The organism is Flavobacterium enshiense, from assembly GCF_040750275.1.
In the GTDB taxonomy this organism is placed as follows: domain Bacteria; phylum Bacteroidota; class Bacteroidia; order Flavobacteriales; family Flavobacteriaceae; genus Flavobacterium; species Flavobacterium enshiense_B.
Map to the genome: position 1 here is coordinate 20,771 of NZ_JBDOCV010000003.1, position 23,903 is coordinate 44,673.

Sequence of the window (23,903 nt, forward strand, 5' to 3'; positions counted from 1 at the left end):
TTAATTATGAAGAAGCTTAGCTTACTTTTCTATATCGTTGCCTTATTTATTTCGAACAATGGGTTTGCCCAACAACCTCAAAAGCCAAGTACTTCGGACATTTACCACCAAATCGAAAAACTGAATTTTTTGGGCTCTGTATTGTATGTTGCCGCGCATCCGGACGATGAAAACACAAAACTGATTTCCTACTTATCCAACGAAACCAAAGCACGAACCGGTTATTTGTCTTTGACACGTGGCGATGGTGGTCAGAACCTCATCGGAACAGAACTAAAAGAGCTTTTAGGCGTTTTAAGAACTCAGGAACTTTTAGCAGCCAGACGAATCGATGGTGGCGAGCAGTTTTTCACCAGAGCCAACGATTTCGGTTATTCCAAAGAACCTGAGGAAACTTTCGAAATCTGGAATAAAGAAGAAATTTTAAGCGATGTTATCTTAGCCATCCGAAAATTCAAACCGGATGTGATTATCAACCGATTCAATCACAGAACTCCGGGAACCACGCATGGGCATCATACCGCTTCGGCAATGTTAAGCATGGAAGCCTTTGACAAAACCAATGATGCTTCTGTTTATCCGGATCAACTTTCCATGACTTCGCTTTGGCAACCGAAACGCTTATTTTTCAATACTTCCTGGTGGTTTTACGGAAGTGAAGAAAACTTTAAAAAAGCCGATAAAAGCAATTTAACAACAATCAACACCGGCGTTTATTATCCGTTGAAAGGGAAAAGCAATGGTGAAATAGCCGCTTTAAGCAGAAGCCAACACCAATGCCAAGGTTTTGGAAGTACCGGAACAAGAGGCAATGAAACCGAATATTTAGAATTTCTGAAAGGAGATGATTTAAAAGAAAAAAACAATATTTTCGAAGGCATCAACACAACCTGGTCAAGAGTGAAAGGCGGGGAAGCCATCGGGAAAATTCTTTATGAAGTTCAGAACAACTTCAATTTCAAAAATCCGGAAGTCCATCTAACCAAACTGATGGAGGCGTACAAACTTATCTCGCAACTGGAAGATGAACATTGGAAAAACTTAAAAAAACAGGAAATAGAGTCCATCATCACAGCTTGTTGCGGTCTTTATCTTGAAGGTGTTGCATCAGTACAATACACCAATCCTAACGGAGAAATCACTTTAAAACTGGAAGCTACTAACCGAAGTAATGAACCTATTGAAATCGAAGCCGTTTCCTTTCTTAATTCATCGGTTATCACCAATAAAAAATTAGAAAATAACGTAGCGTTCAAAGCAGAAAAACTGATCCAGATTCCAACTGAAAATCTTTACTCAACTCCTTATTGGCTAAATGACAAAGGAACTTTAGGACTGTTTGCCGTAAACGATAAAAACAACATCGGAAAACCGGAATCCGATTATTTGAAACTACATTGGAGAATCCGAATTTGCGATATTCCAATTGATATTTACAAAAACATTGTTTACAAATTTAACGATCCGGTAAAAGGAGAAATGTATCAGCCTTTTGCCATATTACCGGAAGTTACCACAGAAATTTTAAACAAAGTAGAACTTTTCCCCAACAACCGAAAACACAAAATTGCTGTTAAAGTAAGGGCCGGGAAAGACAATTGCAAAGGCGAAGTTCTATTAGATTTACCTGCCGACTGGAAAGTGTACCCTAAAACAATCGCATTCGAGTTACCACAAAAAGGAGGGGAAAAAACAGTTACTTTCGAAGTGACTCCTCCATCCTATCCTACTGAGGCTATCGCTAAAAGCATTGCTGTAATTGACAATGTCAAATACGATAAAAAACTGGTTACCATTGATTATCCGCACATTCCATTACAACAGATATTACTGCCATCGGAGGCCAAATTCAATAAAATAGAAATCGAAACCCGAGGCAGCAACATTGGTTATATTATGGGAGCTGGTGATGAAATTCCTGAAAGTTTACGCCAGATGGACTATACCGTTACCATAATTGATCCTGAAAAAATTACTTCGGAAAGCCTTCAGGGTTATGACGCTGTTTTAGTTGGAATCAGAGCTTACAATACTGTTGAACCGTTGAAATTCAAACAAAAAATATTGTTTGACTATGTGAAAAATGGTGGCACCATGATTGTTCAGTACAACACAGCCGGCAAATTGGTTACCAACGACATTGCTCCTTTTGAATTAAAACTTTCACAAGACAGGGTAACCGAAGAAACGGCAGTTGTAACATTCACAGATCCAAAACATACTGTTTTAAATTTTCCTAATAAAATTACTGAAAAAGACTTTGAGTGCTGGATTCAAGAGCAAGGTTTATACTATCCTAACAAATGGGCAAAAGAATTCAAAACCGTTATTTCTTCTCATGATAAGGGCGAAACACCAAAAGAAAGCAGCTTATTGATAGCAAAATATGGCAAAGGGCATTATATTTATACCGGGCTGAGTTTTTTCAGGGAACTACCGGAAGGAGTACCAGGCGCTTTTCGCCTCATGGCCAACCTGATTGCTATCGGAAAATAATCAAATAGAAAAATATGAAAGAACAGGAATTCAAGTGGAAAAGAAGTTATACGATAGTGTTGTTACTCAACGCCTTCTACATTTTGTTGTTCTATTTTTTAATGCAAATGTACGCTTAAATTATGCAGCTAATTGACTGGATCGTTCTATCGGTAACACTGCTCTTCATTGTAATTTACGGAGCTTGGAGAACCAAAGGAAGCAAAAACGTAGAAGAATTCATTCTTGCCAATAATGAAACCCCTTGGTGGACAGTTGGACTATCTGTAATGGCAACCCAAGCGAGTGCCATCACCTTTCTATCCACACCTGGACAAGCTTATCATGACGGAATGGGATTTGTTCAGTTTTATTTCGGATTACCGATTGCGATGGTGGTTATCTGTATCACTTTTATTCCAATTTATCACAAACTCAGAGTTTTTACCGCATACGAATTTCTGGAACAGCGTTTCGATGTTAAAACCCGTTCGTTAGCTTCAATTTTATTTTTAATTCAACGCGGGATGGGGACCGGTCTGACCATTTATGCTCCGGCCATCATTATGTCTGCTTTATTGGGATGGAACCTTACACTGATGAATGTAGTCATCGGAATCATGGTAATCATTTACACCTTTTCGGGCGGAACCAAAGCCGTAAATGTTACCCAAAAACAACAGATGTTCGTCATCATGACGGGAATGTTCATAACCTTCTTCCTGATATTAAGCTACTTACCCGAAGAATTAAGCTTCAGCAACGCATTAGGAATTGCAGGTGCCAACGACAAAATGAACATCGTAGACTTTTCTTTTGATCCGGAAACGCGATACACATTCTGGAGCGGAATCACAGGCGGATTCTTTTTAGCACTCTCCTATTTTGGAACGGATCAGTCTCAAGTTGGACGCTATCTGACAGGTAAAAACATCCGTGAAAGCCAGATGGGTCTTATAATGAATGGGTTATTGAAAGTACCGATGCAGTTTTTCATTCTGCTTACCGGAGTAATGGTATTTGTATTTTTTCAGTTCCATTCTTCTCCTTTACATTTTAACCCGACCAACAACGAATTGGTGAAAAAATCGGAGTATAAAGCTACGTATGAAAAACTGGAAAAACAGCTGGAAAATCTTCAAAATGAAAAGAAAGAAATCAGCATGTTGTATGTAGGACAGTTAAATCAGGATTTTGATAATCCCATACTGCAGCAAAAAATGGTTTCGCTTTCCGGAAAAGAAAAAGATTTACGTGAACAGGCCAAAGAAATCATCAGTAAAGTAGATGATAAAACCGAAACCAATGACAAAGATTATGTTTTTCTGTATTTCATCCTGAACTTTCTGCCAACAGGCTTAATTGGATTACTGTTAGCGGTTATCTTTTCGGCAGCCATGTCTTCCTCAGCATCGGGGTTGAACGCTCTGGCCTCAACTACTACTATAGACATCTACAAAAGAAATGTAAAAGCCGATAAATCCGAAAAACACTTCGTTACTGCTACCAAACTTTTCACTTTAATGTGGGGGATTATTGCTATTTTATTTGCTTGTGTCGGAACGTTATTCGAAAACCTAATTCAATTGGTAAACATCGTAGGATCAATTTTTTACGGGACCGTATTAGGAATTTTTCTTGTAGCTTTCTATGTTAAATTTGTGAAGGCAAAAGCGGTTTTCTGGAGTGCGGTTTTAACACAGCTTACCATCTTCTATATTTTCTACTTGGATGTTGTCAGCTTTTTATGGCTTAATTTCATCGGTGCAATAATGACTATCTTTCTTGGAGTCCTGTTCCAGACTTTTATGAAAACTAAAGAATAATTAAAAAAGGCTGCCAATTACGACAGCCTTTTTCAATTAAAAAACTATTTATTATTTTTTAGACCATTCCATAATGGAATCTTTGTTCATCTTCATATAATCTTGATTATTTGCTTTTTCAGCAGCGGCCAAAGACTGTTTTGCCGTTTCAATTGCTCCAACCTTATCTCCATTTTTAGCCTGAACCAACGATTTTAAACGTAAATACCAGAAAGGAGTTTCAGCCGCTTTCATATCGCAAGCCTTGTTAACCCATGTTAATGCCTTTTTCATATCACCGTTAGACTGATACAAATATTGAGCAGAAGCAAAATAATCATTTGCCGTAGGCCCGGCTAAGGTAGCTTCAATGCTTTTCAGAGCGACTTTTTGTGTAGGCACCTCAAATTTTACAGGAATTAATGTTTTCTCCCATAACAACTCTAAAACTGCATAATCGTTATCTACATTATTAATTCCGATAGTGAAAGTTTCTACTTTTCGATTCAGATTTTCAGGTTTAACGATCGTTCTGATGGCAACATTTGCCTCATCCCATTTTTCAGGTAATCCCCAGTTGTCTGTGTTGTTGTAGAAAATCACTTCCCAACTGTCTGCTTTAGGTAAAGTATATAATGCATACTTTCCTTTTTTTAGCATTTTACCGTCTATCGTAACATCTTCACTAAAACTAATTACCGTATTGGCATTGGCTCCGGTTCTCCATAATTTACCATAAGGCACCAATTCTCCAAAAACAGTTCTCCCTTTTGTACTCGGGCGAGAATATTCGATATCTACATTGGTTAAACCAACGGTCTGTTCAATTTTGGATACAGGACTTGCCTGCGGTGTCTTTACCTGAGCCTGCATTGCCAGTGTAGCGAATGCAAAAACAGCTGTAAGCACTATTCTTTTCATAAATATTATCGTTAATTTGATTTGTAACGAAAATAGAAAAAAAACCGACTGCTAAATGTTAAGAATAGCTTAAATAGAATTTATAGTTTTCTTTTTTTTAAACAATAGAACATTATGTAACTTTACGAAAAAAAGATGTTTTCTGTAAACACCCGACAAAAATTACCAATTTCCGTTGAAGAAGCTTGGGCTTTTTTTTCCGATCCTAAAAATCTCAACAGGATTACTCCTGACACCATGCATTTTAAAACACTTTCGGGAGATGAACAAAAAATGTTTCCAGGTCAAATTATTCATTACAGGATTTCCCCTTTTAAAGGCATTACAATGGAATGGGTTACAGAAATCACTCATGCAAAAGAAAATGAGTTTTTTGTAGATGAACAACGCTTCGGCCCTTATAAATTCTGGCATCACAAACATTTTTTCAAAGCGATTGAAGGTGGAGTAGAAATGGAAGACATTGTGCATTATAAATTACCGTTTGGTTTTATCGGGAAGCTATTTCATCCAATGATTGTAAAACCGAAACTCAACGAAATTTTCAATTACAGAAGACAAAAACTGACCGAGCTTTTTGGTGAATTTAAATCATAATACCATGACAATTTTCTGGTTCAGAAGAGATTTACGTCTCGAAGACAATACCGCTCTTTTTCATGCTTTAAACGACAACGAAGCTGTTCTACCAATTTTCATTTTTGATAAAACCATCTTGCATGAATTAGAAAAAGATGATGCACGTGTGACTTTCATTCACAGACAACTGCAAAAAATTCATTCAGAATTGCTAAAAATAGGGAAATCACTGGCTGTATTTTATGGAAATCCTGAAATTATTTTTCAGCAACTTATTTCTGAAAATAAAATTTCAACGGTGTATACCAATCATGATTACGAACCGGCTGCAAGAAAACGAGATAAAGCAATCTATCAGCTTCTAAAAGAAAACAATATCGAATTCAAAACCTGCAAGGATCAGGTAATTTTTGAAAAAAACGAAGTAGTCAAAGACGATGGAACTCCATATGTAGTTTTCACACCTTACTCCAAAAAATGGAAAGAGCTGCTTAGCAAAAGTAAGTTGGTTACCTACCCATCTGAAGATTTGCTTCAAAACATTGTGGTTCACTCCTACCCGTTTTTAAATTTAAGCGATATCGGTTTTGAAAATTCATCCATCGCGCCCAAACCTTTCGATGTTTCCGACAAACGTATTAGCCATTACGAGGAAACGCGAAACTTCCCGGCAATTGAAGGCACATCGATGTTAGGTGTTTACCTCCGATTTGGAACCGTTTCGATACGAAAAATGGTTTTTCTAGCGCAAAATTCAAAAAATGAAACCTTTTTAAAAGAGTTAATCTGGCGCGAATTTTTCATGCAGATTTTATGGCACTTCCCACATACCGTTAACCGAAGTTTCAAAGAAAAATACGATGCAATACAATGGAGTAATAACGAAAATTTATTTCAGAAATGGTGCGACGGAAAAACAGGTTATCCTTTTGTAGATGCTGGTATGCGCGAACTCAACTCCACAGGTCACATGCACAACCGCGTACGCATGATCGTAGCCAGTTTTCTTTGCAAACATTTACTGATTGACTGGCGATGGGGCGAAACGTATTTTGCACAAAAACTGTTGGATTACGAACAATCCAGCAATGTGGGTAATTGGCAATGGGCTGCCGGAAGTGGTGTGGATGCTGCTCCTTATTTCCGAATTTTTAACCCTACCGAACAGATTAAAAAATTTGACAAAGACCTAAAATATATTAAAAAATGGATTCCGGAATTGGAAACGTCCAAGTATCCGAAACCCATAGTAGATCACAAAGAAGCACGTGAGAAATGCTTACTTGTTTTTAAAGAGGCCGTTGGGTAAAACTTCGCTTTCTTTGGAGGGAAAAACTTAAAGCAAACCCTTTATTTTTTCAAAGTTAATTTCAGAAAAATCACGAATATGAAAATCTGCCAACGATAAATCCTGATGCTTTGAGTTATCACTATGATAACCAATACAATAAATATCTGCTGCTTTGGCCGCTTTAACACCATTAGTGCTGTCTTCAATCACAATACAATGCTCTTTCGGGAATACCGACAAAGAAGCCGCATGAAGGAAAATCGCCGGATCGGGTTTGGATTTAGGAAAATCTTCACCACTTACTGTGTGTGTGAAATACTGATACAAATCAAAACGGGTAAACACGCGATTAATCGTGCTTTTGGATGCTGATGAAGCCAAGATAAGCTGCATACCGTTTTCGTGTAAGTTCTTAATCAAATTATGAACCCCTTCAATTAATTCTAAATCGGGTTTGGTATCGAACGCTTCATTGAAAAGGTGACGTTTTCTCAGAATCAGTTCTTCGACATCGTGTTCCAGATTGAAAGTGTCTTTTACTTTTTGGAATACATTTCGGGTGGAATTTCCGGTGAAAGAAGCGTAAAGTTGCTCAGAAACGTCAATTCCTAATTCGTTAAAATGTTGATAGTAAGCGTATTTATGAACGGGCTCTGTGTCGACAATTACACCGTCCATATCGAAAATTACTGTTTTAATCATGGTTGTTGTGTTGTAAAGCGGCAAAGGTACAAAGTTGCTGCGTTTTTTATGTTAACAAATACAAAAATGGTTTCCTACTAGCCCTGATGGGAGCGGCACCGCGTAAAGCGGACAGCAGGATTTACGTTTCCCGGTACAAAACAACCTTTCGCTCCAAAAAAAATCGACAAAACAATTAAACTATTTACGTTATCTTTAGTCTTATCAACAAATCGATTTCACTTGCAGGACGAAAAAGCCTTTATCGCCGAATTACTTAACCCGAAAACGCAGAACGAAGCGTTTCGAAAGTTGGTGCGTGAATATCAGAGACCGTTGTACAATCATATCCGGAATATTGTAATAAATCATGACGATACAGACGATGTACTGCAGAATACATTTGTGAAGGTATTTCAAAACCTGAAAAACTTTAAAGGTGAAAGCAAACTATTTTCCTGGATGTACCGGATTGCGACGAATGAAGCGATAACATTTATCAATCAACGTGCTAAGAAACAAGGTATTTCCAGTGAAGAAATTCAGGAGAAGGCCATTAACAGTTTACAGGCGGATGTGGATTATGACGGTGACGAAATTCAAATGAAGCTACAACAAGCCGTGGCAAAACTTCCTGAAAAACAACAATTAGTATTTAAGATGAAATATTTTGAAGAAATGAAATACGAAGACATGTCGGAAATTCTCGAAACTTCTGTTGGCGCTTTGAAGGCTTCCTATTTCCACGCGGTGAAAAAGATTGAAGAATTTTTAAATACGAATTAAACCTTTTGAATGTAATTTTGTCTTATGAATATGAAAAAGTTTGATTTACATAACGACCCGAAAATCAAATCCGGTTTTAAAATTCCCGAAAACTATTTTGAAGGATTTGAAGACCGATTGATGCAGCAGCTTCCGGAAACAGAAGTGCGTGTGATTTCGTTATCGAAAAAAAGAACCACTTGGATTTCTGCCGTTGCTGCGGTTTTTGTAGTAAGCTTAGGCTTTTGGTTATACACAAATTATCAAAATAACGAATTAGAGACTAGTACCCAAATGTATTTGGCGTATCAAAGTGATGTTACCACCGAAGATATTGCGGCCCAACTTACGGACGACGATATCACCAATTTTGAAAAAGAATTAGGGCTTTACGGTACCGAATCGGAAGCTTATGTTAATGAATACCTTGATTAGTTATGAAGAAGATTATAACCTTATTTTTACTTGTCGTTTCTGTTTCATTTTTTGCGCAGGATAAAAAGCAGGAACGTTTTGAGCGCATTAAAGCTTTAAAAGTAGCTTTCATTTCCGATCGGTTGGATTTGAAACCTGAGGAAGCTGAAAAATTCTGGCCGATTTACAACCAGTTTGAAGAGCGTCAGTTTGAACTTCACAAACAAAAAAGACAGTTAATGTTCAAGTTGAAACCTGAAAACTCCAAAGATTTATCCGACAAGGAGACAATGGTTTTAATGGAACAGGATGAAGAACTCGAAGCGGAAATTCAGAACAACAGAAAAAAACTCGTAAAGGATTTACAAGGCGTAATTCCAAACCAAAAAATACTGATGTTAAAACAGTTGGAAATCGAATTCAAACACAAACTGTTGGAGCAAATGAAAAACAAGAGATCTCATAATCGCTAAAATAACTTTCATTTTACTAAGCGGCCCGGTTGTACAAACAACCGGGCCGCTTTTTTATACAACAAAAACAAAGTCAATATTTACTGATTTTTGTCATATTCCCTTACATTTTATTTGAATTTCTTTGCCCCGTTAAATAATCCTCAAAAAAAAATATAGCAATATGGAAGTAATGGAAAAACCAACACCAATTGACAAAGAAGTCTCGTGGGATAAAACGAAAACCATTATGAGCAAAACAGATCGCTTTGGTACGATTGAATATGCCAATGAAGTTTTCATCGATGTTTCGGGTTACGAAGATTATGAACTGATGTCACAACCGCACAACATCATCCGCCATCCGGATATGCCGAAAGTAATTTTTAAAGTGCTTTGGGATAATCTGAAAAAAGGTAACAACTACCACGCAATTGTGAAAAACCTTGCCAAATCCGGTCGCTACTATTGGGTGATTACCGATTTCGATATTTCTAAAGATGAAAAAGGAAACATTGTGAATTATTTTGCCAGACGAAAATCAGTACCACAGGAAGTAATTACCAAACATATTGAACCGTTATACAAACGATTACTTCAGATAGAAAACGCCAGCGGAATGGACGCCAGTGAAAAATATCTGATTGGTTATCTGGAAGAACAAAATAAAACGTATGTGGATTTTATCATGGAAATCATGAGCGAACATGAAAAATCCGTTGAACTTCAAAACGCGGCGGCTGCAGAAATTAAAACAGAAGATAAAAAAGGATTCTTTTCGAAATTCTTTGGTTAGTTAAGTGTAAATTAAGAAAGGCTGGTTTTTACCAGTCTTTCTTAATTGAACTGCAAACGGATGATTTTTTTGTTTCCGGCAGCAATGGCGGTTTTACGATCAATAAACCGAAGAGTAAACAAATCTTTGTATTCCGCAATTTTGTTCCAGCTTTTTCCTTGATCGTAAGAATAATAAACACCGGAAGCTCCAACAGTTACCAACTCGTTTCCGTTGCTTCCCGGTACAAACTGAGCGCAGGAACCGTAACCAAACCCTTCATTTTCCGCAATCTTGTTCCAGTTTTTTCCGCCATCTAAAGTGATAATTTTGTTGCCAAAGTTTTGCTGAGGTTTTTCATAATCGCCACCGGTGGCAAAACCGATGGTTTCATTGTAAAAATCGGCCGAGAAAATTCCGGTCATGGCACTACCCTGAATAATAGGTGTTTCAATCACTTGCCATGATTTTCCTTTGTCTTCGGAATAAAACACTCTCGATCTTTTACCTCCGGAAACAATCCAAGTCTTTTCTCCTTTTATGATGATATTGGTGTTACTGGCCGCGAAAAAAGCTTCACCTTCTGTTAATTTGGGTAAACTTTCACAAGATGTTTTGGTCCAGCTTTGACCACCATCTCTGGTAATCAATAGTGAAAAGCAGTCTTCGGTCGGGTCACCTACTGCAATACCTTCATTGTCATTCCAGAAGTTAATGGCATCGTAGAAAACTTTTTCGCCTTTTTCTTCATAGACTAATTCTGTTTCTTTTCCATCTTTGGAAATACGATACAACAAACCAGGATTTCCGATAGCCAGTACAAAAATATTGTCTTTGGTTTGTGCAATGCTTCGGAATTCAATTTTTAGCGTGTCTTTTTGAATATTACCTACAAAACGTTTATCATCTTTTAAAGAAATAGAACCGTAATTTCCATTGTTGGCTGCATACCAAACTTTATCATTATCTACAACTAAAGCTCTGATACTTAATTTTTCAGACAACAATGTATCGATTTCCACCTTTGTAAAGCTTGGGGCAAAAAGAGGCGATGGTTTTTCAACAGATTCAACTGTAGTTACCGGCTTACTGAAAACCGATTTCATACTACAGGAGCAACATAAAAAAGCAGCAACAAAAATGACAACGCTTCTCATTTCAAGTGAATTTAGAAACGCTAAAGTACGAATTTGCTTTAGATTTTTTTGTCTTTTCCGTCAAGCAGATAAATCCATAGCATACGTGAAAAACGAAAGTTGAAGGTACTCATTACGATCGCTAAAATCCCGATTAACACAACGATGGTTAAATAACTTTCAATAAACTGATTGGCGATAAGAAAAAACAATACCATTTCACCTACAGCAACCGCATAACTCACAAACATCGAACCGAAAAAATAACCCGGTTCTTTTTCAAATTTATGATGGCAGTGTGAACAACTTGCGTTCATTTTTGGCAATCGCAAAAGAAAAATATTTCCCTTTTCCGCAAACACTTTCCCTTTTCCACATTTAGGACATTTTTCTCCGAGGATATTTAATAAAACTGACATACTATATTTTTTATACAAATTTCGGCAGTTTTTAGCATTGCATCTATAAACAATTTACGCAATTATTTGTACTTTTAGGACATTGTTAATTTACAGCTACCATGAAAAATTTTACTGTTTTAGATATTCAACAATTTGAATCCGTAAAGAAAAAGAAGGAATTATACACCAATACAATCGAAAATCATATTGTTACAGCACACAAAAACATACACAAGCCACACAAGCATAGTTTTTACCTAACTGTACTTTTTACTCACGGCAGCGGAATTCACGAAATCGATTTCATCAAATACGACATTCAACCCGGGACACTTTTCTTCCTGAATCCGGGACAAATGCACCATTGGGAATTATCCGAAGATATTCAGGGATTTATCTTTTTTCATACGCAATCCTTTTACGATTTACATTATGCGATAAACCGAGTAAACAGCTTCCCGTTTTTTTACAGCGTTCAGAATTCGCCGGTTTTGTATCTGGAAGAAAATCAAAGCGTATACTTCAGCAGCTTGTTTCAAGAGGTTCATTCTGAAAATCAATCCGATTTCTTATTCAAAAACCACAAAATTATTTCACTTATTGATTTAATTTATATTGAAAGTACAAGGCTTTACATTCAGAAAAACGATTCGGAAATCATAACCCAGAACACCTACTCCACTACTTTTCAAAAATTAGAAGAACTGATTGAAAAACATTATAAAACCGAAAAATCACCTTCCAAATACGCCGATTGGCTTAACATTTCCGCAAAACATCTCAACCGGATTACGCAAAATATGATCGGTAAAACCACTACGGACATGATTTTGGAAAGAGTTTTTCTTGAAGCCAAACGTGAGTTAATAAGCCGACAATTTAACTTTAATGAAATCGCAACCGATTTAGGTTACGACGATTACGCCTATTTTTCAAGACTTTTCAAGAAGAAATGCGGTGAAACACCCTCTGATTTTATAAAACGCTATCAGTAATCTTTTTGCGCAAATAATTTACTATCTTTGCGGGCTTATTTTTTTACACAATGAGATTACACCGTAATTTAGTTTTCACCGTTATTGATTCGCTTATGGCGATTTTCAATGAAGGTCAGTATGCCGATAAAGTAGTTGCTTTAGCTTTGAAAAAAGACAAACGTTGGGGAAGTCACGATCGAAAATTCGTAGCGGAAACCATTTACGAAATTGTTCGTTGGAAACGTTTGTACGCCGAAATTGCTGAGGTTAAAGAACCTTATGACCGTGATAACATCTGGAGAATGTTCGCTGTATGGGCTGTTTTACGCGGCTATACCCTACCGGATTGGAAATATTTCGAAAGCACTCCGGCTCGTAAAATCAAAGGGCGTTTTGACGAATTGTCAAGAATCAGAAAGTTCCGTGAATCCATTCCGGACTGGATGGACGAATTGGGTGTAAAAGAATTAGGAGAAGAACTTTGGAATAAAGAAATTGCTGCTCAAAACGAGCAGGCAAGAGTAATTCTGCGTGTTAACCGACTGAAAACCACAAAAGAAAAATTACGTGCGATTTTGATGGATTTAAACATCGAAACTGAATTCGACGCGAAATACGAAGATGCCTTAATCTTAAAAGAAAGAGCCAATGTGTTTTTAACTCAGGCTTTTAAAGACGGTTTGTTTGAAGTACAAGATGCTTCTTCGCAATTAGTTGCTCCTTTCCTAGAAGTAAAACCGGGAATGCGTGTGGTCGATACCTGCGCAGGTGCCGGCGGAAAAACATTACACATGGCCTCCTTGATGGACAACAAAGGCCAATTAATTGCCATGGATTTATACGAAAGTAAACTAAATCAGTTGAAATTACGCGCTCGAAGAAACGGCGTTCATAACATCGAACCCCGTGTAATTGAAGGCACCAAGACCATCAAAAAATTACACGAAAAAGCCGATCGCGTTTTAATCGATGCGCCTTGTAGTGGTTTAGGTGTTTTAAAAAGAAATCCGGACAGTAAATGGAAATTGCAACCGGAATTCATCGAAAACATCAAAAAAGTACAGGCCGAAGTTTTGGAAAATTACTCCAAAATTGTGAAGCCGGGCGGAAAATTAGTATATGCCACATGTTCAGTGTTACCCTCTGAAAATCAGGAACAAATTAAGAAATTCTTAAGCACGGAAAACGGAAAAAACTTTACCTTTGTTAAGGATATTAAAGTTTTGGCATCAGAGTCTGGGTTTGACGGATTTTACATGGCTTTGTTAGAAAGAAAAATTTAACCCCAATTTAAATATGAAAAAATTTTACACAATATTTTCAATATTGAGCGTTGTTGTCGGCTTTGCTCAGATACCTACGGGATATTACAATACTGCTACGGGTAGTGGATATACTTTGAAAACCCAGTTGAAAAATATAATCACCACGAATCATTCTGACCAGGGCTACGCTGCTTTATGGACACTTTATACTCAATCGGCTTTTCGTGATAATTATTACGAAAATGACGGTTCTTTATTAGATTTATATTCTGAAAATCCAACCGGAGCAGATCCGTATAATTACACTTCAACCTCTCAACAATGTGGAAATTATACTGCAGAAGGACAATGTTACAACAGAGAACACTTAGTTCCGCAATCTTATTTTGACAATTTTGCGGTAGATCCGATGAAAAACGATCCTTTTCACGTATTCCCATCAGATGGAAAAGTAAACGGTGACAGAAACAATTTACCTTTTGGAAAGGTATCTACTGCTACCTATACTTCCCAAAACGGATCTAAAAGAGGCGCTAATACCGTAAATGACTTTTCAGGCTACTCAGCTACCGTTTTCGAACCTCTTGACGCTTTCAAAGGCGATGTAGCAAGAGCTTTCTTTTATTTTGCGACAAGATACGAAGACTCAATGGATGATTTTTATACATCTGCCAATGCTGCAACTTGTGAAGCAAAAAACATGTTTGACGGTTCAATCAACAAAGTGTTTTCCGATAACTTTATTTTATTGCTGATAAAATGGCATAAAGATGATCCGGTTTCTGCTAAAGAAATTGCGCAAAATAATGCAATCTATAATTTCCAAGGTAACAGAAACCCATACATTGATCACCCAGAATATGTTTGCAATATCTGGACGACTCAATGTGCAACTGTAGATTTACTTGCCACAGATTCTTTTGAAGCCATTGCCAACATTTCCATCTACCCTAATCCTACGAAAAATAACAGAATCAACATAAATTCTGACGTAGAGTTAAGTGAAATCGAATTAATCAACATCAACGGTCAAATCGTTCAGCAAATCAAAAAACCGAACAGTATTCAAAATGTATATACTTTAGAAAACTTACCCCAAGGTTTCTACTTTGTAAAACTGACAGCTGCAGATAACCAGACTGCAACTAAAAAGATATTAGTAAATTAATTCTCAGACAAACAAAAAATCCACCAAGCAGGTGGATTTTTTGTTTCACTCTATGAAACAGCTAGTAAACATCGGCTTGTTAGTATCTTTCCTATTCGGTTATATGGAATGGGGAAAAGATCAACATTCCTTTCTGTATCAAATTAAATACGACTTGTTGTTTGGTCAAAAAAATCTTTTAGAATCGATAACCCATCCAATCATTTTAGCAAGCCTAAGCGGTCAGCTTCTGATTTTATACTGCACTGTAAAAAACAACAGTTCTAAAAAACTCAACGTGTTTGGAATGATTTTACTCAGTTTAATCATACTGTTAATTTTACTTGCAGGAATTAATTTTATCGGCTAACGTAAAAATGATCCTATCTACAATTCCGTTTCTTGTTTTTGGCATTCTTTTGATTGTTATCATAAAAAAAGAGAGGCTAAAAACCTCTCTCTGATATACTTTAGTCGTTCATCGAAATCAAGAACTCTTCGTTGTTTCTGGTTTTCTTGAATCGGTCGTTGATAAATTCCATAGCTTCAACCGGATTCATATCGGCTAGATATTTACGCATAATCCACATACGCTGAATTGTCTTTTCGTCCAATAACAAATCATCGCGACGCGTGCTGGAAGACGTTAAATCGATAGCCGGGAAAATACGACGGTTAGCAATTTTTCTATCCAACTGTAATTCCATATTCCCTGTTCCTTTGAACTCTTCGAAGATAACCTCATCCATTTTAGAACCGGTTTCTGTTAAAGCTGTTGCGATGATACTCAACGAACCACCGTTTTCAATATTACGGGCCGCACCGAAGAATCGTTTTGGTTTCTGCAACGCATTTGCATCCACACCTCCACTTAACACTTTACCGGATGCTGGCTGCACTGTATTGTAAGCTCTTGCCAAACGTGTAATTGAATCTAACAAAATCACTACATCGTGACCACATTCTACCAAACGCTTTGCTTTTTCCAAAACAATATTAGCCACTTTTACGTGTCTTTCCGCCGGTTCATCGAAAGTCGAAGCGATAACCTCCCCTCGAACACTTCGTTGCATATCAGTCACCTCTTCAGGTCGTTCGTCAATTAATAAAACAATTAAGTAAACTTCCGGATGATTTGCAGCGATAGTGTTGGCAATGTCTTTCAATAACATTGTTTTACCGGTTTTCGGTTGTGCTACAATCATACCACGCTGTCCTTTTCCAATTGGAGAAAACAAGTCAATAATTCTAGTGGAAATTGTGCTTTGACGTTCTGCCAATCTGAATTTTTCTTCCGGAAAAAGCGGTGTTAAATGTTCGAAAGAAATTCTGTCACGAACAACTTGCGGATCGTGACCGTTTATTTTCAACACTTTTACAAGCGGGAAGTATTTTTCACCTTCTTTTGGAGGGCGAACCACTCCTTTTACAGTATCTCCAGTTTTTAATCCAAACAAACGGATTTGCGATTGTGACAAATAAATATCATCCGGAGAGGCTAAGTAATTATAATCAGAAGAACGCAAGAATCCGTAACCGTCGGGCATCATTTCCAAAACGCCTTCACTTTCGATAATTCCGTCGAACTCGTAATCCGGTTCTCTGAAATTCGGCTTTTTGTTTTTCTGATTCTGGTTTTGATTAGAATTCTGATTTGGGTTTTGATGTTGCTGATTCGGGTTCTGTTGATTATGAGTCTTTTGATTTTGAACCGAAGCTGGAGTTTCAGCTTTTTCAACTGTTGTTTCTTCTACAATTTCTGCCTTTTGTGGACGAGGCTGAAAATTAGGATTGTTTTCTTTATTGAAACGTGGCTTTTGCTGAAAATCTTTCTTTTTAGCAAAAGGCTCATTTTTTGCATCTTTTACTTCCGCTTTTTCAGATTTTGGTTCAGCTACAGAAGCTTCTTTTGGCTTTATGGCTGGTGCTGGTTTTTCAGTTTCCGTTTTTGGAGTAATTCGTGCGCGCTTTCCTTTCTCTTGTTTTGCATCCGGTATAGCGGCCTGCACTGGCTTTACCGGTTCGATAACATCCGGATTGGCTGCCTGAAGGTCCAAAATCTGATAAATAAGCTCTTCTTTTTTAAGGTAACGGTATTTATTGACTTTAGCCACCTTGGCAATCTCCTGAAGCTCTGGAAGCTTCATTTCTTTTAACACATCAATATCAAACATGTATGTTCTGTGAGTTTAATTAGTCGTAATAGTAGTAAAAACTGGGTGATTTTTTTTGAATTGAAACAATCGCAAAATGAAGTACTTACGATTTTATATTGCAATAATACGAATTTATTTTAACAAACAATGGCATTTTAATCAAAAAGAATAGTATTTTTGTGCAACAATAAACCAAAAATGATTCAGAGAATACAAACTGTTTACCTTTTTTTAGCCTTTGTATGTTCAGGGGTATTGCCTTTCGTGTTTCCGTTATGGAAAGATGTGGCAGGAAAAGAGTTTTATTTTATGATGAACATGCTCTTCGCAGTGTTATTCGGATTAAGCACTACGCTTTGTCTGGTAAGTATTTTGGGGTATAAAAAAAGACAAAATCAGTTTGTGATGAACCGACTGAACATGATATTAAACGTTATATTACTAGGATTATTTGTGTATCATTCGCTAAATCTATCCGGAGAAACGAAAGTTTCCGAGAAGGGTATTGGGATGTTTCTTCCTATTGTTTCTATCGTTTTGCTGGTATTAGCCAACAAGGCCATCAAGAAGGACGAAGATCTCGTAAAATCAGTGGACCGATTACGATAAACCTATCATCTTAGTTTATTAGTGCGCGAAAGAAAATCCGAATCATAATTGGTTCGGATTTTTTTATTCCCCAATATCACCAATTTCGGTGATACAAAATCACCATTTTAGGTGAGTGAATGATACTTTTTTTGTTATATATTTGATTTAACAGAGATTTCCATAATGACAGAAAAAATACGCATCTACCTTGCTGATGACCATCAGGTACTTATAGACGGACTCATTGCCGTGCTGACAACCAATAAATCTTTTGAAGTGGTGGGCTTTTCGCTTTCCGGGGAAAATCTGTATGATAAAGTGTCTTCCAAAAATGCCAATATCCTTATTATGGACATCAACATGCCGGAAAAAAACGGTATCGAAGTACTTAAGGAATTCAAGGAAAAAGGATTCCATTGTGAGGTAATCGTATTTTCGAGCTTTGATGACATCAAACTGATTAAAGAAGTATTGCAGTTGGGCGCCAAAGGCTACCTTACCAAACAATCTGCGGGAGAACATCTTGTCGAAGCCATTACAACAGTTTATAACGGTGAAGAATTTTATTCCAAATCGGTACGCGAGAAAATTTTTCATGCGTTTGCCGGAAGAGAAAAAGAAACCGAAGAAATTAATGCCGAAGAAATCCTCAATAATATTTCCGAACGCGAACTGGAAATCCTGAAATTAATTTCGATGGAATACAGCGGCAAGGAAATTAGTGATGCTTTATTTATCAGTGTGAACACGGTGGAAACCCATCGCAAAAACCTTATGAAAAAACTAAAAGTCAAATCTACAATTGGCTTGGTAAAATTTGCTTATAAATACAATCTTGTTAACATAACCTAAACATTAATTAAAAACACAAGAATTATGGCTTTACTAAGAAACTACGGTTTTCAAACCGAATTGGATTCAGGAGATTTCGAATTTAATTTTGACATCCCAAACAATTGCAATTTTACCACTTCGTATGATGCAACCAAAAATTACTACACGGTTTCCATACAGTTAAATTCGGGGCAAACCCAACCATCGAGCACGTATGTTACACAATACCATACTTTCAGCAGTTCGGGAAGCATTGTTGATGTTCGTTTTCAGGAAACTTTGAATGGAGTTGTCTCAAAAAGACCAAGAACAATAAACAATGAAAGCACTTGGTAATAAAAAATCTGGAATTTGAAATTAAATTACCTAATAGTATTATTTTTCTCTTTCACGGCGTTTTCACAACAAAACACCGTGAAAGATTCTTTTGACTATTATAAAGAAAAACGAGCGTATCTTAAAGCTTTTCATTTCTCTGAAAAACAATCTAATTTATATTTATCAAAAAAAAAATATCCTGAATATGTTAATCAGGTAATTAAAAGTGCTGAATTACTCTCTATAGACATTAAAGACAATAAACGAGCCTATAAATTGACATTGAACGCATTAAGAAATACCAATAATAAAATTAGAGAGGATGAAAAAATCAAACTATTAAACTGTTTATCATTTATCAACATTAGCCTCCAAAGATACCCTCAGGCATTAAAGATTGCAATCGAAAATTTAAAACTCTCAAAAAAAATAAAAAACGACACATTAATAGCAAAAACAAATAGAATCATTCAGATCTGTAATCATAATAGTCAAAACACAGACAGTCTGTATAAGTATCTTCAACCTTTTCTTAAAAGCGCATACAAAATAAAAGATTATAGGCTAATCGCTGATGCTTACAATTATCATTATGCTTTTTACAATATGATTGATGAGCATGATATTGGGAAAATATATTTAGACTCTGCCTTAATATTTGCTAATAAATCTAAGGATCTAAATACAATTAACATATTAAAAAACAATATAGGTGCTGATTATATTAACAAGAAAGATTATAAAAAAGCTATTGAAATATATTTAGATATTATTAATTCCGATAAAAAAAACAGACACCCAAAAGAACTCGCAATTGCTAAATTAAATTTATCCTATGTTTATGAGAATTTAGGTGAATTTAAAAAAGCCTACCAATACCAAACATCCTATGTAGATTACGTCGATTCACTCCGTATCAACAAAAACGACACTGAAATTGAACAAATTCGTACCCAATACGAATTAGACAAAGCTGAAAATACCTTTAATGAAAAAGAACTCCTGTTAAAGCAAAAGCAGCTTAAAAGCGAAAAAATGCTTTACCTTTTGCTAACCGTTTTATTATTCTTAGGAATTCTGTTTTATTTCTTCTATCAGAATTTAAAACTGAGACAAAAAAACAAATTAAAAGACGTTTACCAGAAAACCCAGCAAAACATCATCAACGCAACCATTGACGGTCAGGAAGAAGAACGCAAAAGGCTCTCCGGGGTTTTACACGATAACATCAGTGCGTTACTTTCATCGGCTGGTTTACACATATCGGCATTTGAAGCTAACTATCCGGACATGAAGGATGAACTTAAAAAAACCAAATCCATTCTAAAAGAAGCGCACGATAAAGTACGTGACCTTTCCCATGACCTAATTCCACCGGTATTGGAAAAGTTAGGCCTGGTAGCGGCGTATGAAGATTTGTGCGAGAAAAATTCAAATTCTTTAATCGAGTTCAATTTCAATTATTTCATCGAAAGGGAAACCCGTTTTCAGAATGATTTCGAAATGAAGTTATATTTTATTGTAGCCGAACTTTTCAACAACATCATTAAACACAGCAACGCTTCCAAAGCATTTTTAACCTTAGACCAATCAGACAACCAACTTGTCATAAACATAGAAGACAACGGAAAAGGGTTTGAAATTAAAGAAGGGAAATCTAAAGAAGGTTTAGGCTTATCTCAAATTAAAACCAGAATTAAGAGCCTCAACGGAACCATCAATATTAATTCTAAGGAAAAATCGGGCACTATAATTTACATCAAAGTAGAAATTCCTAAAGAAAAATCAAACGCGATTTCCCAGTTCCACAATGCTTAAATTCTGAATTTTATCACCATCGATTTCAAATTGCAGCATGGTTCGCACCTGATGAAACCCATGTTTACCGGCTGCTCCGGGATTCATGTGCAATAAATTCAAATCTTTATCAAACTGAACTTTCAGAATGTGTGAATGCCCACAAATGAATAATTTAGGCGGATTTTGCCTGATTTCAGTCCGAATCTCCTGATTGTATTTCCCCGGATAACCGCCAATATGAGTAATCCAGACATCGACTCCTTCACACAGAAAACGGTTGTGCAAGGGAAATTCCATACGCGCTTTTGCATCATCTATATTACCATAAACGGCTCGTATGGGTTTCAGTTTCTTAAGAGTATCGGTTACTGACAAATCACCAATATCACCGGCATGCCAGATTTCGTCGGCAAGCTTTACGTATTTTAAAATAGTATCGTCGATATGACTGTGTGTATCGGAAAGCAGAAGAATTTTTTTCATTGTCAAACTAAATCGTTCGCTAATTTACTGAGTTGATTTCTAAAAATTCTCCTAAATCTTACGAAATCAAAAATCAACCAGTCAAAATCTTTGTAACTTTGCTCATCTAAAACTTTTGAGCCAAAATACCTTGAGATATTTCATCGAATTCGCATACAACGGAAAAAACTATCACGGTTGGCAATATCAGCCAAAAGCCGCATCCGTGCAGGAAACCCTAAACAAAGCCTTATCTGTTTTACTGAAAAAAGAAATTGATGTGGTAGGTGCCGGACGTACCGATACCGGTGTTCATGCTAAACAAATGTATGCCCATTTCGATTACGAAGAAATTTTGGATTCAGCCTATTGGACACAGAAACTCAATTCGTTTTTACCGAAAGATATTGTTGTGTACGGACTGATTCCTTTACATGAAGAAGCTCATGCCCGATTTGACGCCACCAGCCGAACCTACGAATACCATATTCACACATTTAAGGATGCTTTTGAACACGAAGGAAGCTGGTATCATTTTCATCCGATTGATGTATCTAAAATGAATGAAGCTGCCAAAATATTATTTGAATATACTGATTTTGAATGTTTTTCCAAAGTACATACCGATGTCAGAACATTCAACTGTGATATTAAAGAAGCGCATTGGCAACAAAATGGTACGCGTTTAGTTTTCACCATTTCTGCTGATCGTTTTTTACGTAATATGGTCCGTGCCATTGTGGGAACACTTATTGGGGTTGGCTCCGGAAAAATTTCTCTTGACGATTTTAGAAAAATCATCGAAAGCAAAAACAGAAGCAAAGCGGGATTTTCGGTTCCGGCACACGGCTTGTATTTAACCAAAGTAATTTATCCGTATCTTCACCAAGAATCATGAAAGCCCTTCAATCCATATCATTAAAAAAAGTCATGCAGTATGCCAAGCCTTATCAATCGAGGCTGTATATGGTTGTGTTGTTTGCAATAACGTTGTCGATATTTGCGGCACTTCGCCCTTATTTGCTGAAACAAACTGTCGATACCTATTTAAAAGTTCACGATAAAGAAGGCTTACTTTTCTACATTGGTTTGATGGCCTTTATTCTAATTCTTGAGGTGGCTTCCCAGTTTTATTTTACGTATTGGGCGAGTTGGCTGGGTCAAGACATTGTTAAAGACATTCGCGAAAAGCTTTTCAGTCATATCACCAAATTCCGAATGAAATATTTCGATCATGAGCCGGTTGGAAAACTGGTAACGCGTTCGGTAACTGATATTGAATCCATTGCCAGCATTTTCAGTCAAGGTTTGTTTATGATTGTAAGTGATTTAATGAAAATGATTGTCGTACTCGGCATCATGTTTTACATGAACTGGAAGTTAAGTTTTATTGTTGTTTTGGGTATGCCGATTTTGGTTTATGCCACTCGAATCTTTCAGCAAAAAATGAAAGTAGCTTTCGAAGAAGTTCGTAATCAGGTAGCTGCCTTAAATACATTTGTTCAGGAACGTGTTAGCGGAATGAAAATCGTTCAGTTGTTCAACCGTGAGGAAATTGAATTGGAAAAGTTCAAGGAAATCAACCATTTACACAACAAAGCCTGGTTAAAAAATATCTTATACAACTCGATCTTTTTCCCAATTGCCGATATTCTATCATCACTTACATTAGGTTTAGTAGTTTGGTACGGCGGTTGGAACATCATGAATGGCGATACGATGACAACCTTTGGAGATTTGTTTGCTTATACGATGTTAATTGGCATGTTATTCAACCCGTTACGTCAGATTGCGGATAAATTCAATGTAATGCAAATGGGGATCATTGCGGCTGAGCGTGTTTTTGAAGTACTCGACAAAGAAGAACTAGTACAAGAAACCGGAGCAATTGTTGCGGGACACTTTAAAGGTGATATTGGCTTTAAAAACGTTCGTTTCAGTTACATCAAAGATGAAGAAGTTTTAAAAGGCATCAATCTGAAAGTAAAAGCCGGGGAAACCATTGCAATTGTTGGAGCAACCGGTGCAGGAAAATCGACTATTATCAATTTACTGAATCGTTTTTACGAAATTGACAGTGGTGAAATTTTAATCGATGGAAGTAACATCAATGCATTTGATTTAGACAGTTTGCGAAAACAAATCGCGATTGTGTTACAGGATGTGTTTCTTTTTGCGGACACCATTTCCAACAACATAACACTTAACAATCCTGATATTTCAAGAGACAATGTTATAACGGCTGCAAAAAAAATTGGCGCTCACGACTTTATTATGAGTTTACCGCAAGGTTATGATTACAATGTAAAAGAACGCGGTGTAATGTTGTCTTCAGGGCAAAGACAATTAATTGCTTTTCTGCGTGCTTATGTGAGTAATCCAAGCATACTGATTTTAGACGAAGCAACATCTTCAATCGATACGTATTCGGAAGAATTGATTCAAAAGGCCACCGAAACCATAACAAAAGGAAGAACTTCCATAGTAATCGCACACCGTTTGGCAACCGTTATTAATGCGGATAAAATTATAGTTATGGACAAAGGAGAAATCGTAGAAGAAGGCAAACACTATGAATTGATTGCTAAAGCAGAAGGCTATTACAAAAACCTTTACGAATCACAATTTGCCGTGGAAAACAACTAATCTGCTATTTAT

General features: G+C 36.7%; 24 protein-coding genes. 18 read left to right on the forward strand and 6 right to left on the reverse strand.

What is annotated here, in order from left to right:
- The first annotated feature begins 6 nt into the window (after positions 1-6).
- Positions 7-2,496 carry a PIG-L family deacetylase gene (locus tag ABGT15_RS05865; RefSeq protein ID WP_367230495.1) on the forward strand — a complete coding sequence of 830 codons (2,490 nt, stop codon included), beginning with the start codon at positions 7-9 and terminating at the stop codon, positions 2,494-2,496.
- Between the two features lie 122 nt (positions 2,497-2,618).
- Complete coding sequence (locus ABGT15_RS05870; protein ID WP_367230496.1) at positions 2,619-4,301, forward strand: sodium:solute symporter; 1,683 nt, start codon at positions 2,619-2,621, stop codon at positions 4,299-4,301.
- 51 nt (positions 4,302-4,352) lie between these two features.
- On the opposite strand, the gene ABGT15_RS05875 is transcribed toward ABGT15_RS05870, so the two are convergent.
- Complete coding sequence (locus ABGT15_RS05875; protein ID WP_367230497.1) at positions 4,353-5,201, reverse strand: DUF2911 domain-containing protein; 849 nt, start codon at positions 5,199-5,201, stop codon at positions 4,353-4,355.
- Between the two features lie 135 nt (positions 5,202-5,336).
- On the opposite strand from ABGT15_RS05875, the gene ABGT15_RS05880 reads away from it, so the two are divergent.
- Positions 5,337-5,798 (forward strand): SRPBCC family protein, encoded by a 462-nt coding sequence (locus tag ABGT15_RS05880; protein ID WP_367230498.1) that lies wholly within the window; start codon positions 5,337-5,339, stop codon positions 5,796-5,798.
- Positions 5,799-5,802: 4 nt separating this feature from the next.
- Positions 5,803-7,089, forward strand: a complete 1,287-nt coding sequence (locus tag ABGT15_RS05885; RefSeq protein ID WP_367230499.1) for a cryptochrome/photolyase family protein — start codon at positions 5,803-5,805, stop codon at positions 7,087-7,089.
- 27 nt (positions 7,090-7,116) lie between these two features.
- Here the strand turns inward: ABGT15_RS05885 and ABGT15_RS05890 are convergent, their stop codons facing one another.
- Positions 7,117-7,773 carry an HAD family hydrolase gene (locus ABGT15_RS05890; RefSeq protein WP_367230500.1) on the reverse strand — a complete coding sequence of 219 codons (657 nt, stop codon included), beginning with the start codon at positions 7,771-7,773 and terminating at the stop codon, positions 7,117-7,119.
- A 222-nt stretch (positions 7,774-7,995) separates the two neighbouring features.
- Here ABGT15_RS05890 and ABGT15_RS05895 point away from each other — a divergent pair, with 222 nt between their 5' ends.
- From ABGT15_RS05895 to ABGT15_RS05910, 4 genes are all read left to right on the forward strand, one after another.
- On the forward strand, positions 7,996-8,538 hold the full coding sequence (locus ABGT15_RS05895) for an RNA polymerase sigma factor (RefSeq protein WP_367230501.1): 543 nt from the start codon (positions 7,996-7,998) through the stop codon (positions 8,536-8,538).
- Between the two features lie 30 nt (positions 8,539-8,568).
- Positions 8,569-8,952, forward strand: a complete 384-nt coding sequence (locus ABGT15_RS05900) for a hypothetical protein (protein ID WP_367230502.1) — start codon at positions 8,569-8,571, stop codon at positions 8,950-8,952.
- Positions 8,953-8,954: 2 nt separating this feature from the next.
- Positions 8,955-9,404: a sensor of ECF-type sigma factor gene (locus ABGT15_RS05905; protein WP_367230503.1), complete on the forward strand. Its 450-nt coding sequence runs from the start codon at positions 8,955-8,957 to the stop codon at positions 9,402-9,404.
- 163 nt (positions 9,405-9,567) lie between these two features.
- The gene (locus tag ABGT15_RS05910; RefSeq protein ID WP_367230504.1) at positions 9,568-10,179 is read left to right on the forward strand and encodes a PAS domain-containing protein; all 612 of its coding nucleotides are present in this window, start codon (positions 9,568-9,570) and stop codon (positions 10,177-10,179) included.
- A gap of 41 nt (positions 10,180-10,220) precedes the next feature.
- On the opposite strand, the gene ABGT15_RS05915 is transcribed toward ABGT15_RS05910, so the two are convergent.
- Positions 10,221-11,315, reverse strand: coding sequence for a WD40/YVTN/BNR-like repeat-containing protein (locus ABGT15_RS05915; protein ID WP_367230505.1), 1,095 nt, complete (start codon positions 11,313-11,315; stop codon positions 10,221-10,223).
- A 38-nt stretch (positions 11,316-11,353) separates the two neighbouring features.
- A complete protein-coding gene (locus tag ABGT15_RS05920; protein WP_367230506.1) occupies positions 11,354-11,713 on the reverse strand; it encodes a DUF983 domain-containing protein in 360 nt (119 codons plus the stop codon).
- 101 nt (positions 11,714-11,814) lie between these two features.
- On the opposite strand from ABGT15_RS05920, the gene ABGT15_RS05925 reads away from it, so the two are divergent.
- From ABGT15_RS05925 to ABGT15_RS05940, 4 genes are read left to right on the forward strand one after another with little or no spacing between them, the layout of a single operon-like run.
- Entirely contained in the window at positions 11,815-12,690 is an 876-nt protein-coding gene (locus ABGT15_RS05925) for a helix-turn-helix domain-containing protein (RefSeq protein WP_367230507.1), read from the forward strand.
- Positions 12,691-12,740: 50 nt separating this feature from the next.
- A complete protein-coding gene (locus tag ABGT15_RS05930; RefSeq protein WP_367230508.1) occupies positions 12,741-13,955 on the forward strand; it encodes an RsmB/NOP family class I SAM-dependent RNA methyltransferase in 1,215 nt (404 codons plus the stop codon).
- A 13-nt stretch (positions 13,956-13,968) separates the two neighbouring features.
- Positions 13,969-15,105, forward strand: coding sequence for an endonuclease (locus tag ABGT15_RS05935; RefSeq protein ID WP_367230509.1), 1,137 nt, complete (start codon positions 13,969-13,971; stop codon positions 15,103-15,105).
- Between the two features lie 52 nt (positions 15,106-15,157).
- Entirely contained in the window at positions 15,158-15,454 is a 297-nt protein-coding gene (locus ABGT15_RS05940) for a hypothetical protein (RefSeq protein WP_367230510.1), read from the forward strand.
- A gap of 100 nt (positions 15,455-15,554) precedes the next feature.
- On the opposite strand, the gene rho is transcribed toward ABGT15_RS05940, so the two are convergent.
- Complete coding sequence (gene rho / locus ABGT15_RS05945; protein ID WP_367230511.1) at positions 15,555-17,258, reverse strand: transcription termination factor Rho; 1,704 nt, start codon at positions 17,256-17,258, stop codon at positions 15,555-15,557.
- Between the two features lie 180 nt (positions 17,259-17,438).
- Here rho and ABGT15_RS05950 point away from each other — a divergent pair, with 180 nt between their 5' ends.
- From ABGT15_RS05950 to ABGT15_RS05965, 4 genes are all read left to right on the forward strand, one after another.
- The gene (locus ABGT15_RS05950) at positions 17,439-17,849 is read left to right on the forward strand and encodes a DUF4293 domain-containing protein (RefSeq protein WP_367230512.1); all 411 of its coding nucleotides are present in this window, start codon (positions 17,439-17,441) and stop codon (positions 17,847-17,849) included.
- Between the two features lie 165 nt (positions 17,850-18,014).
- Positions 18,015-18,683 carry a response regulator gene (locus ABGT15_RS05955; protein ID WP_367230513.1) on the forward strand — a complete coding sequence of 223 codons (669 nt, stop codon included), beginning with the start codon at positions 18,015-18,017 and terminating at the stop codon, positions 18,681-18,683.
- A gap of 24 nt (positions 18,684-18,707) precedes the next feature.
- Positions 18,708-19,001, forward strand: a complete 294-nt coding sequence (locus ABGT15_RS05960) for a hypothetical protein (protein WP_367230514.1) — start codon at positions 18,708-18,710, stop codon at positions 18,999-19,001.
- Between the two features lie 78 nt (positions 19,002-19,079).
- The gene (locus ABGT15_RS05965) at positions 19,080-20,801 is read left to right on the forward strand and encodes a sensor histidine kinase (protein WP_367230515.1); all 1,722 of its coding nucleotides are present in this window, start codon (positions 19,080-19,082) and stop codon (positions 20,799-20,801) included.
- Here the strand turns inward: ABGT15_RS05965 and ABGT15_RS05970 are convergent.
- The gene (locus ABGT15_RS05970; RefSeq protein ID WP_367230516.1) at positions 20,769-21,266 is read right to left on the reverse strand and encodes a metallophosphoesterase family protein; all 498 of its coding nucleotides are present in this window, start codon (positions 21,264-21,266) and stop codon (positions 20,769-20,771) included. The two genes, ABGT15_RS05965 and ABGT15_RS05970, sit on opposite strands and share 33 nt — an antisense overlap.
- Before the next feature lie 130 nt (positions 21,267-21,396).
- Here ABGT15_RS05970 and truA point away from each other — a divergent pair, with 130 nt between their 5' ends.
- Together truA and ABGT15_RS05980 are read left to right on the forward strand one after the other, a co-directional pair.
- A complete protein-coding gene (gene truA, locus ABGT15_RS05975) occupies positions 21,397-22,143 on the forward strand; it encodes a tRNA pseudouridine(38-40) synthase TruA (RefSeq protein WP_367230517.1) in 747 nt (248 codons plus the stop codon).
- The gene (locus tag ABGT15_RS05980) at positions 22,140-23,891 is read left to right on the forward strand and encodes an ABC transporter ATP-binding protein (RefSeq protein WP_367230518.1); all 1,752 of its coding nucleotides are present in this window, start codon (positions 22,140-22,142) and stop codon (positions 23,889-23,891) included. The genes truA and ABGT15_RS05980 overlap by 4 nt, the downstream gene beginning before the upstream one ends.
- Positions 23,892-23,903 lie beyond the last annotated feature (12 nt).

What these genes read in the sequence shown, in the direction of transcription:
- ABGT15_RS05865 (WP_367230495.1), top strand. Translation starts at nt 7, where the DNA reads ATGAAGAAGCTTAGCTTACTTTTCTATATCGTTGCCTTATTTATTTCG.
- ABGT15_RS05870 (WP_367230496.1), top strand. Translation starts at nt 2,619, where the DNA reads ATGCAGCTAATTGACTGGATCGTTCTATCGGTAACACTGCTCTTCATT.
- ABGT15_RS05875 (WP_367230497.1), bottom strand. Translation starts at nt 5,201, where the DNA reads ATGAAAAGAATAGTGCTTACAGCTGTTTTTGCATTCGCTACACTGGCA.
- ABGT15_RS05880 (WP_367230498.1), top strand. Translation starts at nt 5,337, where the DNA reads ATGTTTTCTGTAAACACCCGACAAAAATTACCAATTTCCGTTGAAGAA.
- ABGT15_RS05885 (WP_367230499.1), top strand. Translation starts at nt 5,803, where the DNA reads ATGACAATTTTCTGGTTCAGAAGAGATTTACGTCTCGAAGACAATACC.
- ABGT15_RS05890 (WP_367230500.1), bottom strand. Translation starts at nt 7,773, where the DNA reads ATGATTAAAACAGTAATTTTCGATATGGACGGTGTAATTGTCGACACA.
- ABGT15_RS05900 (WP_367230502.1), top strand. Translation starts at nt 8,569, where the DNA reads ATGAAAAAGTTTGATTTACATAACGACCCGAAAATCAAATCCGGTTTT.
- ABGT15_RS05905 (WP_367230503.1), top strand. Translation starts at nt 8,955, where the DNA reads ATGAAGAAGATTATAACCTTATTTTTACTTGTCGTTTCTGTTTCATTT.
- ABGT15_RS05910 (WP_367230504.1), top strand. Translation starts at nt 9,568, where the DNA reads ATGGAAGTAATGGAAAAACCAACACCAATTGACAAAGAAGTCTCGTGG.
- ABGT15_RS05915 (WP_367230505.1), bottom strand. Translation starts at nt 11,315, where the DNA reads ATGAGAAGCGTTGTCATTTTTGTTGCTGCTTTTTTATGTTGCTCCTGT.
- ABGT15_RS05920 (WP_367230506.1), bottom strand. Translation starts at nt 11,713, where the DNA reads ATGTCAGTTTTATTAAATATCCTCGGAGAAAAATGTCCTAAATGTGGA.
- ABGT15_RS05925 (WP_367230507.1), top strand. Translation starts at nt 11,815, where the DNA reads ATGAAAAATTTTACTGTTTTAGATATTCAACAATTTGAATCCGTAAAG.
- ABGT15_RS05930 (WP_367230508.1), top strand. Translation starts at nt 12,741, where the DNA reads ATGAGATTACACCGTAATTTAGTTTTCACCGTTATTGATTCGCTTATG.
- ABGT15_RS05935 (WP_367230509.1), top strand. Translation starts at nt 13,969, where the DNA reads ATGAAAAAATTTTACACAATATTTTCAATATTGAGCGTTGTTGTCGGC.
- ABGT15_RS05940 (WP_367230510.1), top strand. Translation starts at nt 15,158, where the DNA reads ATGAAACAGCTAGTAAACATCGGCTTGTTAGTATCTTTCCTATTCGGT.
- rho (WP_367230511.1), bottom strand. Translation starts at nt 17,258, where the DNA reads ATGTTTGATATTGATGTGTTAAAAGAAATGAAGCTTCCAGAGCTTCAG.
- ABGT15_RS05950 (WP_367230512.1), top strand. Translation starts at nt 17,439, where the DNA reads ATGATTCAGAGAATACAAACTGTTTACCTTTTTTTAGCCTTTGTATGT.
- ABGT15_RS05955 (WP_367230513.1), top strand. Translation starts at nt 18,015, where the DNA reads ATGACAGAAAAAATACGCATCTACCTTGCTGATGACCATCAGGTACTT.
- ABGT15_RS05960 (WP_367230514.1), top strand. Translation starts at nt 18,708, where the DNA reads ATGGCTTTACTAAGAAACTACGGTTTTCAAACCGAATTGGATTCAGGA.
- ABGT15_RS05970 (WP_367230516.1), bottom strand. Translation starts at nt 21,266, where the DNA reads ATGAAAAAAATTCTTCTGCTTTCCGATACACACAGTCATATCGACGAT.
- ABGT15_RS05980 (WP_367230518.1), top strand. Translation starts at nt 22,140, where the DNA reads ATGAAAGCCCTTCAATCCATATCATTAAAAAAAGTCATGCAGTATGCC.